Origin of the sequence: uncultured Chitinophaga sp., assembly GCF_902168175.1 — a bacterium.
Lineage (GTDB): Bacteria > Bacteroidota > Bacteroidia > Chitinophagales > Chitinophagaceae > Chitinophaga.
In genome coordinates, this window is record NZ_CABHOU010000042.1 from 60697 (window position 1) to 73822 (window position 13126).

The 13126-nt window shown below is 47.8% G+C and carries 14 protein-coding genes; 7 read left to right on the forward strand and 7 right to left on the reverse strand.

From position 1 onward, the window contains the following. Positions 1–2: 2 nt before the first annotated feature. Positions 3–893 (reverse strand): AraC family transcriptional regulator, encoded by an 891-nt coding sequence (locus QZT80_RS08935; RefSeq protein ID WP_295120740.1) that lies wholly within the window; start codon positions 891–893, stop codon positions 3–5. A gap of 118 nt (positions 894–1011) precedes the next feature. On the opposite strand from QZT80_RS08935, the gene QZT80_RS08940 reads away from it, so the two are divergent. Then, complete coding sequence (locus QZT80_RS08940; RefSeq protein WP_295120743.1) at positions 1012–1221, forward strand: YwbE family protein; 210 nt, start codon at positions 1012–1014, stop codon at positions 1219–1221. 147 nt (positions 1222–1368) lie between these two features. Further along, complete coding sequence (locus tag QZT80_RS08945; RefSeq protein ID WP_295120746.1) at positions 1369–1917, forward strand: sugar O-acetyltransferase; 549 nt, start codon at positions 1369–1371, stop codon at positions 1915–1917. A gap of 3 nt (positions 1918–1920) precedes the next feature. On the opposite strand, the gene QZT80_RS08950 is transcribed toward QZT80_RS08945, so the two are convergent. The 5 genes from QZT80_RS08950 to QZT80_RS08970 all read right to left on the reverse strand — a co-directional run bounded on the left by QZT80_RS08950 (position 1921) and on the right by QZT80_RS08970 (position 7371). Continuing rightward, positions 1921–2679, reverse strand: coding sequence for a metallophosphoesterase family protein (locus QZT80_RS08950; RefSeq protein WP_295120749.1), 759 nt, complete (start codon positions 2677–2679; stop codon positions 1921–1923). Further along, positions 2657–3337, reverse strand: a complete 681-nt coding sequence (locus QZT80_RS08955) for a DUF2625 domain-containing protein (RefSeq protein ID WP_295120752.1) — start codon at positions 3335–3337, stop codon at positions 2657–2659. Before QZT80_RS08955 ends, QZT80_RS08950 begins: the two co-directional genes overlap by 23 nt. Positions 3338–3395: 58 nt before the next feature. Further along, entirely contained in the window at positions 3396–4163 is a 768-nt protein-coding gene (locus QZT80_RS08960) for a hypothetical protein (RefSeq protein ID WP_295120755.1), read from the reverse strand. 611 nt (positions 4164–4774) lie between these two features. After that, positions 4775–6391 carry an alpha-amylase family protein gene (locus tag QZT80_RS08965; protein WP_295120758.1) on the reverse strand — a complete coding sequence of 539 codons (1617 nt, stop codon included), beginning with the start codon at positions 6389–6391 and terminating at the stop codon, positions 4775–4777. A gap of 14 nt (positions 6392–6405) precedes the next feature. Then, entirely contained in the window at positions 6406–7371 is a 966-nt protein-coding gene (locus QZT80_RS08970; protein WP_295120761.1) for a TIGR03885 family FMN-dependent LLM class oxidoreductase, read from the reverse strand. A gap of 237 nt (positions 7372–7608) precedes the next feature. Here QZT80_RS08970 and QZT80_RS08975 point away from each other — a divergent pair, with 237 nt between their 5' ends. The 5 genes from QZT80_RS08975 to QZT80_RS08995 all read left to right on the forward strand — a co-directional run bounded on the left by QZT80_RS08975 (position 7609) and on the right by QZT80_RS08995 (position 12599). Beyond that, on the forward strand, positions 7609–9150 hold the full coding sequence (locus QZT80_RS08975) for a DEAD/DEAH box helicase (protein WP_295120764.1): 1542 nt from the start codon (positions 7609–7611) through the stop codon (positions 9148–9150). Positions 9151–9195: 45 nt separating this feature from the next. Further along, positions 9196–9945 (forward strand): hypothetical protein, encoded by a 750-nt coding sequence (locus tag QZT80_RS08980; RefSeq protein WP_295120767.1) that lies wholly within the window; start codon positions 9196–9198, stop codon positions 9943–9945. Between the two features lie 108 nt (positions 9946–10053). Continuing rightward, entirely contained in the window at positions 10054–10941 is an 888-nt protein-coding gene (locus QZT80_RS08985) for an AraC family transcriptional regulator (RefSeq protein ID WP_295120769.1), read from the forward strand. A gap of 85 nt (positions 10942–11026) precedes the next feature. After that, positions 11027–12106 carry a class I SAM-dependent methyltransferase gene (locus tag QZT80_RS08990; protein ID WP_295120773.1) on the forward strand — a complete coding sequence of 360 codons (1080 nt, stop codon included), beginning with the start codon at positions 11027–11029 and terminating at the stop codon, positions 12104–12106. Between the two features lie 58 nt (positions 12107–12164). Further along, positions 12165–12599 carry a MerC family mercury resistance protein gene (locus tag QZT80_RS08995; protein WP_295120777.1) on the forward strand — a complete coding sequence of 145 codons (435 nt, stop codon included), beginning with the start codon at positions 12165–12167 and terminating at the stop codon, positions 12597–12599. A 118-nt stretch (positions 12600–12717) separates the two neighbouring features. On the opposite strand, the gene QZT80_RS09000 is transcribed toward QZT80_RS08995, so the two are convergent. Beyond that, positions 12718–13125 (reverse strand): hypothetical protein, encoded by a 408-nt coding sequence (locus tag QZT80_RS09000; protein WP_295120780.1) that lies wholly within the window; start codon positions 13123–13125, stop codon positions 12718–12720. Between the last annotated feature and the right edge of the window lies 1 nt (position 13126).

The window sequence follows — 13126 nt, forward strand, 5'->3', positions numbered from 1 at the left end:
GGTTATTCGCCCTGCTGCCGCTGAAGGCGGTATTGCTCAGGCGATATATCCATCAGCTTTTTGAACAGACGTGAAAAATAATAGGGATCATCGTATCCCAATGCAATAGAAACATCTTTGATCTTCATCGACGGATCGTACAGTAACTGGCATGCCTTCTGGATTTTCAGCTGAATGAAATAATCTATGACAGACATGCCAGTTGCTTTTTTAAACAGGCTGGAGAAGTACGAAGGCGATAACTGGTGACGTTGCGCCAGGTCTTCTACCGTTAGTTTATCCGCAATGTGGCTGCGCATGAACATGATTGTTTCCGTTACCGCATTGGCTTCTTCCGAAGTGTCTTCTGTTGATGGGAACAGGAACGTAGCAATAAAGTGAGGCAGCAGCAGGTTGGCTTTGATCAGGTTATCCATGCTATATCCCATTTCCAGGCTCTGGTACATGTCGTTCCAGATGTTGATGGCCTTTTCGTTAAAATGAATGTTCTGCGTGCCGTGCCGTTCGGTGATTTTGAGCGAGGCATTAAACGCATGCATAGAAGGCCCGCTGTAATGTACCCAGTAAATCGTCCAGGGATCTTCCTCTTCCGCCCCATACCGCAGTGAGTGCCCGGTGGCCGGCACATGAATGAACTGGTTAGGCCCCACGTAAAAAGTTTTCTCTCCCAACGTAAACCAGCCTTTCCCCCGCAGGCAGTAAATCAGTATGTTATCTTCACAACCCTTCTCCCGCTCACGATAGTGATGTGCAGCTTTTGGAAAATAGCCCAGGTGTTTAATAAAGATGCGGCTGAGGTGTGCATTTTCATGATGCAGTTTATCATAGACAGATGTTGGGATGCTGATCATCTTCTGGCCTTCAAAGCCGTCTATCCGCTTACGGTTGGTCATTTTTAACGATGGTTGTTTCCGGCCTTTAAGTTAATAAATTATTGCCTGAATCTGATGTAATACCTCGCTGTTCCCGTTCGCACGGAATTTCTTAATTTGCACTCCAGATTGAATAATTATGCACGGACGATACAGAAAAGATATATACCCGGGTTTGGAAGTCGCTATCATCCTTAAAAAGGACCAGCGGACGGGGAAGCTTACTTACGGAGTGGTGAAGGATTTGCTTACTTCTGCACCTTATCATTCGCGGGGTATTAAAGTGAGGTTGGAAGATGGACAGGTAGGGAGAGTGGCGGAAGTTGGCGTGGGGGAGGATGAGGAGTGAGCTGTTGGCAGCGTTAACGATAGCACCGGCTGCTATTTTGGTAATATCGCCTTGGATTAGTTCGATCATAATTTAAGTTACTAAAAGCGGTGTTAATGTTTCCCGGTTTCCCGCTGTAATCCCGTATTTTCGGCGAAACAAATAACCATGCGCACAGAAAAGGAAAAGATGTTAGCCGGTGAACTCTACAACGCAGGTTCTCCCGAATTACAGGCGGATAATACAGCCATCAACCGCTGGATGAATAAATACAACTCCTCGCTGGCCAATACGAACGAAGAGCGGCATGCGCTGTTGAAAGTGGCTTTTGCAGCCGTCGGAGAAAACGTAGTGATACGTCCTCCTTTCTTCTGTGATTATGGGTATAACATTACCGTGGGTAACGGGGTATTCCTCAACTACAATTGTATCATCCTCGACGTGGTAGCCGTACATATCGGCGATGGCACCCAGATCGGGCCTGGTGTGCAAATACTTACCGCCGATCATCCCCGTGATCCGGAACAGCGTAAGGCGGGGCTGGAGTCGGGCAAACCTATCCGCATAGGCCGTAACGTATGGATTGGTGGCGGCGCGTTAATTATGCCCGGTGTCACTATTGGCGACGATGTAATTATCGGCGCGGGTAGTGTGGTAACGAAAGATGTGCCTGCAGGGGCTACAGTTGTGGGCAATCCGGCGAGGGTAAGGGGATGAGTGTTATTTAACTTTTAGTTCCTTGCCCTGGTAGTCCGGGTATAGCAACTGCACCACATCCGTTTGCAGTACTTCCTTCGTATCCAGATCGATGGCCGATAAGCTGCCGTAGAAAGCAGCACCCGTATCCACATTGTAGATATTGCAGGCTTTCATTGGCACCGTTACATCATAGTTCAACGTTGGGGTGTGCCCGATATAGATCTCATCGAATAACTGCATCTTTTTCGGGAATAACGCCGGGTTGTCTTTTACCCGTTTGTCCATGGTGAGCGCCATTTCCCATAGCGTTCTGTCTTTAGTGAGATTGTTGATGACCGGTTCTGCCGAAGGGCCTTCCGCTGCGGTAAATCCTCCGTGAACAAATAATCGCTGATGTTTATCGATATAAAAATACTTCATCCTGGAAAAGAATTCCAGGTGCGTGCGTAGTTGTCTTTTGCTGTATCCTTCATAACTCTTTACCGTTAACCTGCCTGCCTTTAACAGCCACTCCGGCTTTTGCAGGTTGCCGGCTAACCAGGTTTCGCAGGTTACATCATGGTTACCTTTAATGAAGATGCAGTGACACTGTTTTTCGAGTTGGACCAGGTAATCTATTACCTGTGCCGATTCGGGCCACCCGTCCACATAATCGCCGAGGAATATCAGCGTATCGTGCGACTGTGGCTTTATCAGTGAAACAATTTGTTGCAGTGCTTTTAATGCGCCATGTACATCGCCTATGGCGAAAGTTCTTTTATTCTTCTCCGTCCAGCTCATGTTTCGTATCCATATACAAATTGTACGACTCTTCAATCGGCACCAGTTTCCTCGACAGGGTATTGATATCTTCCTGCCCTTCTTTTGTCCATAAAAAAGGGAAAAAGTTGAATACCTGGTTGCCGTCGAGGGCCGCTACCTCTTCTTCCCATCCATCCCAGCGGAAAGCCTCGTAAAAGCCTTCGGTGTCGCCACTGAAGCAGAAGTGCAGGAACTCGCTGTAGTTGAGGTCTGTTTCTTCCCATTCCAGCGCATCCGGAGACAGGTAATAAAGATTGCCGGTGTCGTTGCCCAGTGCGCCGCCGTTAATGGCCCAGAGGCCGCCAATCACATCGTCGGCTACCAGCAGGTACGGAGGGGCTTCGCCAAACTGGCTGAATGTTTTACCCATGTTCCAGCCTGGCAGTGTCCTGTTCAGGCGGTCGCTGCCCGATCCGAGGATGCGTATCCAGCCATGATCTACCAGTAAGCCGCCGGTAGCATGTATAATGGCGCCCATGGGAGAGCGGGTGGTTACCTGTGTCTGGTAAAGCGCTTCGCTGGCGCGACCTTCGTCGGCGGGCAGTATTTCCACGGTGTTGGTGGCCTCGTCTATCCATTGCTGAACTAAGGTCCAGCCGGGTTCAACGTTGTTAATCAGTTCTGCTACAGGTTTCATGTTTTCAGCTATATGAGGCTGTAAAATAAGCACAATTCGCAAAACCGGAGCATCTGCCTTATCCGGTGGCCAGTATTTTGGCCGCGGCGTGGTTTTTAAAGGGCTGTACGAAATGGTCGCTGATCGGTGTGCCCATTTCTATACCGATCGACAGTATCATGGTCATATCGCTCCCGAAACGGCCTTTTCTCGCATAATCGAGTGACAGTGTTGTACGCTCAAAAGGTTGATGCGATGGATGCCAGTCGGTAGCTGCAGACACCGCATGCCCCTCTGCGGTGGCGTCATCGTCGCACATAAAACCAAAGGCGGCCACAATGCGGTAAACGGGCTGCTGCCAGGGCAGGAAGATATTCATGCCAGGTACCAGTTGCGGGATGTTTACCGTGGCTGCTACCCCGGTCCTGTCTATCGAACACGCCAGCGGATGGCGTAGTACACTGTTGAACTGGTTGATCTTGTTAAGATTAAAACCTTCCAGCAGGTGCCTGTGCTGCGAAAAAAGCACTTTCCGCTTTCCGCGTTCGCTGGTGGTGTCCAGCTGTTGAACGTGTTTGGCCATAGCTATCAGTGTGGGGGTGAAATTGTAACCAGCCATGTGTTTTAACGGCCATAAAGCGGCGCGTATACCGCTTGCTATCTGCGCGCATAATCCAAACTCCACATTGTTTTCCCTGGTCTTCGCAAAATTCGGGGCTTTCTTTATTTTCTCTTTGGAGGGGCCGCTTTTCCTGCGCACTACTATCTTATCGGTGCCCTTCATCGTATAGGCGGTGAGGTGCCCCACGCTGCCTGTAAACTGTAAACCATCTTTTAGGATTGCCATAAACAAAGTAGTTAAAGGGTTATAGGATCTTATATACGTATTACATATCAAATTCAGATTTAAATGATATTTAAGCCATATATAAGCCATCTCTTTTAAGATATGGGACATCTATGGCTTAGATATGGCTCATATATGACTCATATATGGGACATCTATAAAGGATCTTTAAAGAATCCCAGAAAGATGCACCCACAGAAAGGCAATAAAAAACAGCCACATGGAGGGGTTGCGTAAGACTTTTAGCTATCTCTGCCATTTACATGCATTTCTTCTATCTCATCTTTTTACACCCGGTAATTTTGTGGATGTGATTGAAAAAGTAAACCCGGTACTAGCGAAACAATTTACGGGCGAACATCGACGAAGAACTGGCACAGAACCTCCGCAAACTGATCACCGAGTGGGATATTGCAGCTACAGTAAACGCACTTTAAATCCACAACGCGTTTAAGTCCCAAGCCTGCCAGCAAATCATCCGTTCCTGTCGCCTGTACCATCATATTACAAAGGCAGGCAACGGCCCGGTAAAATGGGCCGGACTCAGTTTACCCACTGGGTTAATGCCGACCAGGCACACCTGGTGCGGGAATGTAAGAAGTTCAGCAACTTTACGCCAAAGGCCATCTGCAAAACCAACGATAGCCGTAGCCGTTAATACGCACTTTGCCGTTTAGTTGTTCGTACGCCTGGTCGGCCAGTATTTCTGTAAAAAGGGCACGTTCTTCTTCGGGTAATGAAAGCGATACGTCTACTGTGTCGCCCGTGAAATTATGGATAGCTACGGCCACATTAGAATCGCGGCGGCACACATGTATCAGCACGCCGGGATGCTCGCAGTCGATGATCTCATATTGTCCCCAGCCGAAGGCCGAGTAAGCTTTTCGTAAACTGATCATGCGGGACAGGGTGTTTAACAAAGAGTTTCGGTCCTGCGCCTGTGCTGCTACATTGATATGTTTAAAGCTGTAGGGCCCTTTGCTGATAGTGGGCCATGAAGAGCTGTTATTGGAAAAGCCGCCGTTTTTGCCATCGGTCCACTGCATAGCCGTGCGAACACTGTTTCGTTCGGATAGGGCAAGTGCATCTCCCATTCCTATTTCTTCGCCATACCGCAGCACGGGTGTTCCGGGGAGGGAGAATAACAGGCTGTAAGTAAGTTTAATGCAGCGCGGATTGTTATTGAGCATCGTTGGCAGGCGCCGGCGGATACCGGTTTCGTAAATGCGCATATTGTTGTCGGGTGCAAATGCGTTTAATACGGTTTTTTGCTGTGTGGAATTCAGTTGCCCGATGTTCAGTTCATCATGATTTCGTACGAAATTGGCGAACTGGTTACAGTCGGCTGAGTTAGGCAGCAGTTCGTTCAGCGACTCCGTAAGCGGCCGTGCTTTCTTTTGTGCCAGTGCCAGGAACAGGTGGTTGTTAAGGTGGAAGTTCAGCAACATATGTAACTGATCGCGTTCGCCGAAGAAGTCGCTGTAGCTTTCGTGTTGCGTATCTGCTTCGCCCATCAGTACTATATCTTCGCCCTGCTCGTCCACAAACGTGCGCAGTTTGCGCAGCAGGTCGTGTGCATCGCCTGGCAGTTGTTCCTTTCCTTTCTTTCGCAGCATATGCGGCACGGCATCTATCCTAAAGCCGCTTACACCCAATTTTATCCAGAAGCGGAGAATGTTTTTTATTTCGTCCTGTACTTTGGGATGGGAAATATTGAGGTCGGGTTGAAAAGGGTAGAAGGTGTGATAATACCAGGCTTTCGCCATTTTATCGTACGCCCAGTTGCTATCCTGTTTACCGGTAAAAATGATATTGGGGCGATGGTACCTTGGGCGTTCAGTTTCCCACACGTAATAATCGCGGTAAGCACTGTTTTTATGTTTTCGGGCATCTTTGAACCAGGGGTGCTGGTCAGAGGTATGATTAGCGACCAGGTCCATCATGATACGGATACCCCTTTCGCGCGCCAGCTCCGTCATCTTTATAAATTCGGGTAATGAACCCAGTCGTTCATCGATCGCGTAGTGGTCCGCAACATCATATCCCCCGTCTTTCCATGGCGATGGATGCAGGGGTTGTAGCCATATACAATTGATGCCCAGGCAGGCGAGGTAGTCCAGTTTTTGCATGAGTCCTGCCAGGTCTCCGATGCCATCGCCATTGCCATCGGCAAAGCTTTTAATATCCAGTGAATAGATCACCGCGTTTTTATACCAGTAGTTCACCATTTCTCCGTTTTTTATCAGCCACGTTGTAAAGCAGGCAATACTTCCTTTCCAAAAATAGCTATGAATGTTTCCTGATCGGTATTTACATTATGCAGTATCAGTTCGTCAAATCCCAATTCCGCGTACTGCATCAGCCAGTCGATGTGTTGTTGCGCAGCGGCGGATATGTGTACATGCCCGTCGAGATCTTCCGGTTTTACGAATGCAGCCGCCTGTTCGAACTGGGCCGGGTTACGCAGTTCGGTGAGCATTGCATTGCCGAAAATATTGGAGCGCCATTGTTCAAATGCATCCTGCCGCGCGAATTGTACATTAGGGTGATACGATAACTGCACCTTCAGTTTCATTGGCTTGTTGCCGCCCCCGTTGTTGCGAAAAGCATCGATGACGCGTTTCAGTTTGGGCAGCGGTTGCGCTACCGTAATCAAAGCGTCGGCCCAGCTGCCCGTCCAGGCAGCCGTTTCTTCAGTGATAGCGGCGCCTACGAGCATGGGTGGCGTGGCGGGCAACGTGTATAATCTTGCTTCTTCCACTTCTACGAGTCCTTTGTGTGTAACAGTTTCCCCATTCCATAATGCACGGATGATGGTTACACATTCTTTAAGGCGCTGGTTACGGTCGGCCTTGCATGGCCATTTTTGCCCTGTTATCGCCTCATTCAGCGCCTGTCCGCTTCCCAATGCTACCCAGAGTCGCTCCGGGAACATTTCTGCCAGTGTAGCGGCAGCCTGGGCTATAATGGCAGGGTGGTAGCGCTGTCCGGGGGCGTTTACAATACCGTAAACAAATGATGTGGCCTGCATAGCAGCTCCGAGCCACGACCAGGCAAAGCCCGACTGCCCCTGTTCCCCGTTCCATGGGTGGAAGTGGTCGGATGACTGCGCGCCATTGAAACCGGCTTTTTCGGCTAATTGCACATAACGCAGCAAGTCGCTGGGCTTGTGTTGTTCGTGAGAGGTGTGATAACTGATCCGCGTCATAGGATGTAGGTATACAAAATTTCGACCAGTGTATAAGGCTTAGAGGATTTTGCACTATTGATGGTTAAAATGGAAAGGAAATGGCTTGCCGGATGTATCGGTAAGCTGATATTACTAACAGTTTGGCTGCTGTTATTACCTGCCATTGGCCCCACGTTTGCATACTGTTAGTTAAATGCATCCTCACCACAGTTTGTGGCGGAAATAATGTGTAGACCTAACTAACAGGAGAGAATTATGAAGGGAAATGACATCAGTATAAGCAAATCCACGAGCTTATATCCATACCAGGAACGCGACCTCAATATATTGTTCGGGAAATTAAAGTATGCATCCAAAGGGAGCAGGATACTTTACCAATTGCCCACCGGCGGCGGAAAGACCCGTATCTTCTCAGAAATAGCCAAACGTTTTGTAACCGACTTTCATAGTAAGGTGATGGTACTTACGCATCGCACAGAGCTATGTAGCCAAACGGCCGCCGCAATAAAACGGCTGGAGGTTAAAACCAAAGTGATCAATAGTGCGGTGAAGCAGCTGAGCAAAAAGGACGACCACCATTGTTACGTAGCAATGGTGGAAACGTTACGCAACCGCCTCAAACAAGGTATGCTTAATCCCGCTTCGATAGGACTGGTGATTATAGATGAAGCGCATCACAATGCTTTTCAGAAATTGTTAAGTAAATTCCCCGATGCGATTGTTGTAGGTGTTACGGCGACGCCGCTTAGTTCGAACGCAGATTTGACGATGAACAAAACGTACCGGGAATTGATCATTGGAGAAAGTATTGCCAGCCTGGTTAAACAGGGATACCTCGCCAAACCGGTAAGCTGGCGGTATGATGTGGAACTTAATTCTTTAAAGACGGGCATTTACGGCGACTTTACCATCAGTACTTCCGATGAATTGTATTCGTCGAAAGCGATGCTTGACCTGCTGATGTATTCCTATGAAAAGCATTCAAAGGGAAAGAAAACACTCATCTTCAATAATGGGATATTTACTTCACGGAATGTGTGCAAACTATTTGAAGATGCCGGTTACCCGGTAAAACACCTCGATAACCGTCATTCTGCTACAGAGCGGCAGGATATATTGAAATGGTTTAAGAAAACAAAAGGGGCGATCCTTACTTCTGTATCTATTCTTACCACAGGTTTTGATGAGCCAAGTATACAAACCGTGATCCTGAACCGCGCTACCACTTCTCTCACGCTTTATCACCAGATGATTGGCAGGGGATCGAGAAGTTTACCGAAGAAAAAAACATTTACGATCATTGATCTTGGCAATAATATCGAACGTTTCGGTGAATGGAAAGCTCCTATGGACTGGCAACTGGTATTTGACAGACCGGAAGCTTATATCGAAAGCCTTCATATTCACTCCGCCAGTGCCGAAGCCCGCGTAATACCTTCCGACCTGCGGGCAAAGTTCCCGAATACATTACAGCTTTCTTTCGATGTGCAGGAGGCATATCAGCAGGCGATGGACGCAGGGCAGAAGTCGATGAACGTGATCAGGAACGCGATCAGGCAGCATGTGGTGATGTGTGTGGAAAATAGTGAATCCATTGCACAGGCGCTGGAACTGGCTGATGAACTGGACCAGGAAATCCAATGGAGAGTGAAGCAGTATGGCAAGTGCCTGGGCAAAGTGACGAAGAACTATACAGACTGGCTGGTGTCGGATTATAAATCGAGACTTAAAACCCTGATCCAGAAATGGATGCAAAAGAGTTTACTGAAGACAAAAAGGAAACTGAAAGCTGCATAGATTTATGTAAAAACAGCTTTTCTGCATCTGTTTATAAACTGTATCATGCATCTGCTGTTTTTCCTGCTTTCGGCCTTTGGGAATTACACCCCGCCTGTCACCATACATGTACTGGTAGCGCTTTGTGATAACAAATACCAGGGCATAGTACCTGTACCCGCTGCAATCGGCAATGGGCAGGACCCGGCTAATAATCTTTACTGGGGATGCGGTTACGGGGTTAAAACATTTTTAAAGAAACAACCCGACTGGCAGTTGGTGAAACAACTGAAGCAGCCCGCCCCTTATATTCATGAACGCCTGATATTTAAGCACCGCACACAAAACGTTCACCTGGTGGCCGATGCCTACGACGGCGCGCGTATGCCGGAAACCATCACCCGCTTCCTGCAGTATGCCGCAGGGCAGGAGCCTGTCTACATTCCGCTTGATAAAGATACCATACGCGCCGGCGGTAATGCCCGCTTAATCTGTTTCGTTGGTCACAATGGACTGATGGATGCAGCGCTGCCGGCCTATCCCGCCAAAGCCAACGACCGCCCCCGTGATGTAGCGATCTTTGCCTGTGCCAGCAAACAGTATTTCACAGCACCCATCCGCAAAACAGGGGCTAACCCGCTTATGTGGACTACCCACTTAATGTCGCCCGAAGCCTATACGCTGGATGCGATGATAGACAGTTGGCTGTTAAAGGAGCAACCGGCGGTTACCCATCGGAAGGTGGCAGCAGCTTACGATAAGTATCAGCATTGTGGATTGAAAGGGGCGGGGAGGTTGTTTGTTACCGGGTGGTAATTGGTGGCAGACTGGCGGCCCAATTAAATTTCGCGCAAACGGTGTATATTTGCTCGCTATCCCATACGGCCCCATTTAGTCAGCATCATTTAATTATAAAGTTCCCCAATGAATAATTTGTATGAGTTTAACCTCAAAACCAATTATACTAAACTTGAATGCGATGGTCTCCTGTTGGTAGAGTACCAGTGTGTACCGGGCGATGTCCGGAGCGGAATCTGGTCGCAGCACAGCTACATCGCTTTTATTCAAAGCGGGCTGAAAACATGGATTACACCTGAAGGCGAGTTTCCTGTTACGGTGGGCGATGCTATATTTTGCAGGAAAGGCGCGCACCTGGTTAAAAATTACTACGATGAAAAATTCTGTGCACTGGTGTTTTTTATACCCGACGACTTTATTCGGCAGGTGGTGAAAGAGTCCGAACTGCTGCGGCAGGGAGGTGTAAACTCCTCTACGGTATTGAGATTGGAGGTTGATCTTACTTTAAAACTGTATTTCGAATCGATGCTGAGTTTTTTCCTGCAACAGCACAATCCATCCGGCGCTTTGCTGAAACTTAAGTTTAAAGAGTTGTTGCTACAGTTGATCACCCGTAACATCAACCCCGAATTAACGGCCTATTTTTTCTCACTGGCTAAAGAAGAGAAGGCAAACCTGAAACAGATAATGATGGACAATTACCTGTATAATCTGAACCAGGAAGACTTTTCGAAGCTGACACACCGCAGTCTTTCCACTTTTAAAAGGGACTTCCAGGATACTTTCGGTACCTCTCTGAACAAATGGCTGATAGACATGCGGCTGAAATACGCCAGAATGCGTTTGCTTACTTCGGACGAAAGTGTGAGCGAGATCGCCTACACATCCGGGTTTGAAACAGCTTCTCATTTTATCCGCTGCTTTAAGAAACATTACAACTTGCCCCCACAGCAGTTCCGGCACCAGTATTTTTTATCCGCTGAGCCAAATGGACAATTATCCGGGCCAATCTAACAATTCGCTGGCGGAGCATCGTGCTACTTTTGTATCGGCCATCAGGAAGATGGTCAATATCAATCACCCAAAAAGTAGCATTACAATGTCAGTTTTAACAGCAGAACAACCGGTTGTCGACTTCAAAAAGGCAGAACAATTCCTCGGCCAGTTTATACTGGACCTCTCCGCCAATTACTCCGGCGTTATGGCCTTACTTGGCCAGGAACTTGGTTTATACACAGCTATGCGCGGCGCAGGACCGTTAACACCCCATGAGCTGGCCGCCAAAACAAACACTTTTGAACGGTACATTCGCGAATGGCTTAACAACCAGGCAGCGGGCGGATATATTGTGTATGATAAAGTAAACAAGACTTATGAATTACCGGAGGAGCATGCCCTGGTACTGGTAGAAAAAGACAGTCCTTTCCTCCTTGGTCCCGCCTATTATGTAGTAAACAGTTTATGGAAAGACAAAGACAAATTGTTGAACGCTTTTACTACCGGTAGCGGCATTGGCTGGCACGAACATCATCATGACCTGTTTCATGGTGTAGAAAGTGTTTACCGTACAGGTTATCTCGCTAACCTGAACTCGGTATGGATTCCTTCTTTACCAGGAATGGAAACCAAACTGCGCAACGGTGGTCGTGTGGCCGATATCGGCTGTGGTCATGGCGCTTCTACGATCCTGATGGCCGAAGCCTTTCCTAATAGCGAATTTTATGGTTTCGACTATCATACAGCCTCCATTGCGGTAGCGAAACAACGGGCAGCGGAAAAAGGGCTCACTAACGTGTTTTTCATCGAGGCTGGCGCAGAAGCATATACACAGGGCAATTTCGATATGATCTGCTTTTTCGATTGTCTGCATGATCTCGGTAACCCGTTGAAGGCACTGCAGTACGCCCGTACTAAATTAGCAACGGATGGGTCACTGCTGTTCGTGGAACCTAATGCCGGCGATAATCCCGAAGATAATTTCAATCCCATTGGAAGAATGTTTTATGCCGCGTCTACTGCACTATGTGTACCACATTCTCATTCGGAGGACGGCGATTATTGTCTGGGCGCACAGGCCGGTCCTGCTGCCGTTAAACAGATTGTGAAAGAGGCAGGGTATTCCAGGTTCAGGATTGCCCAGCAAAATCCAATTAACCTGATCTTCGAAGTAAAACACTGATTTGTTTATGCAGGGGCGGGCCTTCCTGTCCCTGCTTTTATCCCCCAAAAACAACCCGATGAAATTCATTCTTAAACATCATCTTTCGCGGCTGGCAGATTATTCTGGTTTAACTGTTTCCTTCCTCTGTTTTGTACATTGCTGGAGCATGCCATTATTACTGCTCTTTATGCCTGCGCTGCTGGCAGATCACGAACTGGTGCACCCGGTACTGTGTAGTGCCGCGATCATTAGTACATTGCCAATGGTGCTTTCAGGTAAAATCCGGTACCAGACAGTGTTTTTCAAGTTTGCTTTGGTGCTGGGAAATGTAATAATGCTGGTGATCCTTTTGGCACATGCGTATTTCCCGCCGTTGATGGAGGTGTTGTTGAATACTGCGGGCGGGGGATGTTTGATGTATGTGCATTATGTACGTATAAAGGGCGAAAGGAGAGAAAGGCGGCCTGACAGCATAAAACGAGGTCCTTCAAAACTTGAAGAGGCTAAATAAGTCTATTAAGTGAAATTAATTGCTTAACCGGGCTTTAGGTAAAAAGGGATGTTTTTTTATGAAATGCAGTAGTAAAAAACGAGGCCGGCTTCATCAGCCGGCCTCGTTGTATTCTTTGTTAAGGAGTTACCTTTATCAGGAATGTCCTGCTTGTTGGTTTGCCATCAAGGTCGGTGGCATTGATACGTACCGTTGTTTCTGCGGTAATGTCCTTCAATACATAATTCAGGTTATATACTGTTGGCCTTAGGCTGAAGTCCGTATACGATTCCAGTAGCTCTTCTGTTCCACCGTTCACTGTTTTATAAAGTTTGATCTCTTTTAGTTTTACGGGGGCGCTTACGCGGGCCTTTACGGTCCATTCGGTGACGCCGGCAGGTAGAGTAGTGGTCACGAAATCGGGATTCTCCACTGCGTTGCCTGGATAGAAAAGTACTTCGGGTACGAATTTGTCGAAGAGGTCTTCTTTTTTGCAACTGCTGAAAGCCAGCAGCATTACGCTAAATATTAAAAGGATTCTTTTCATT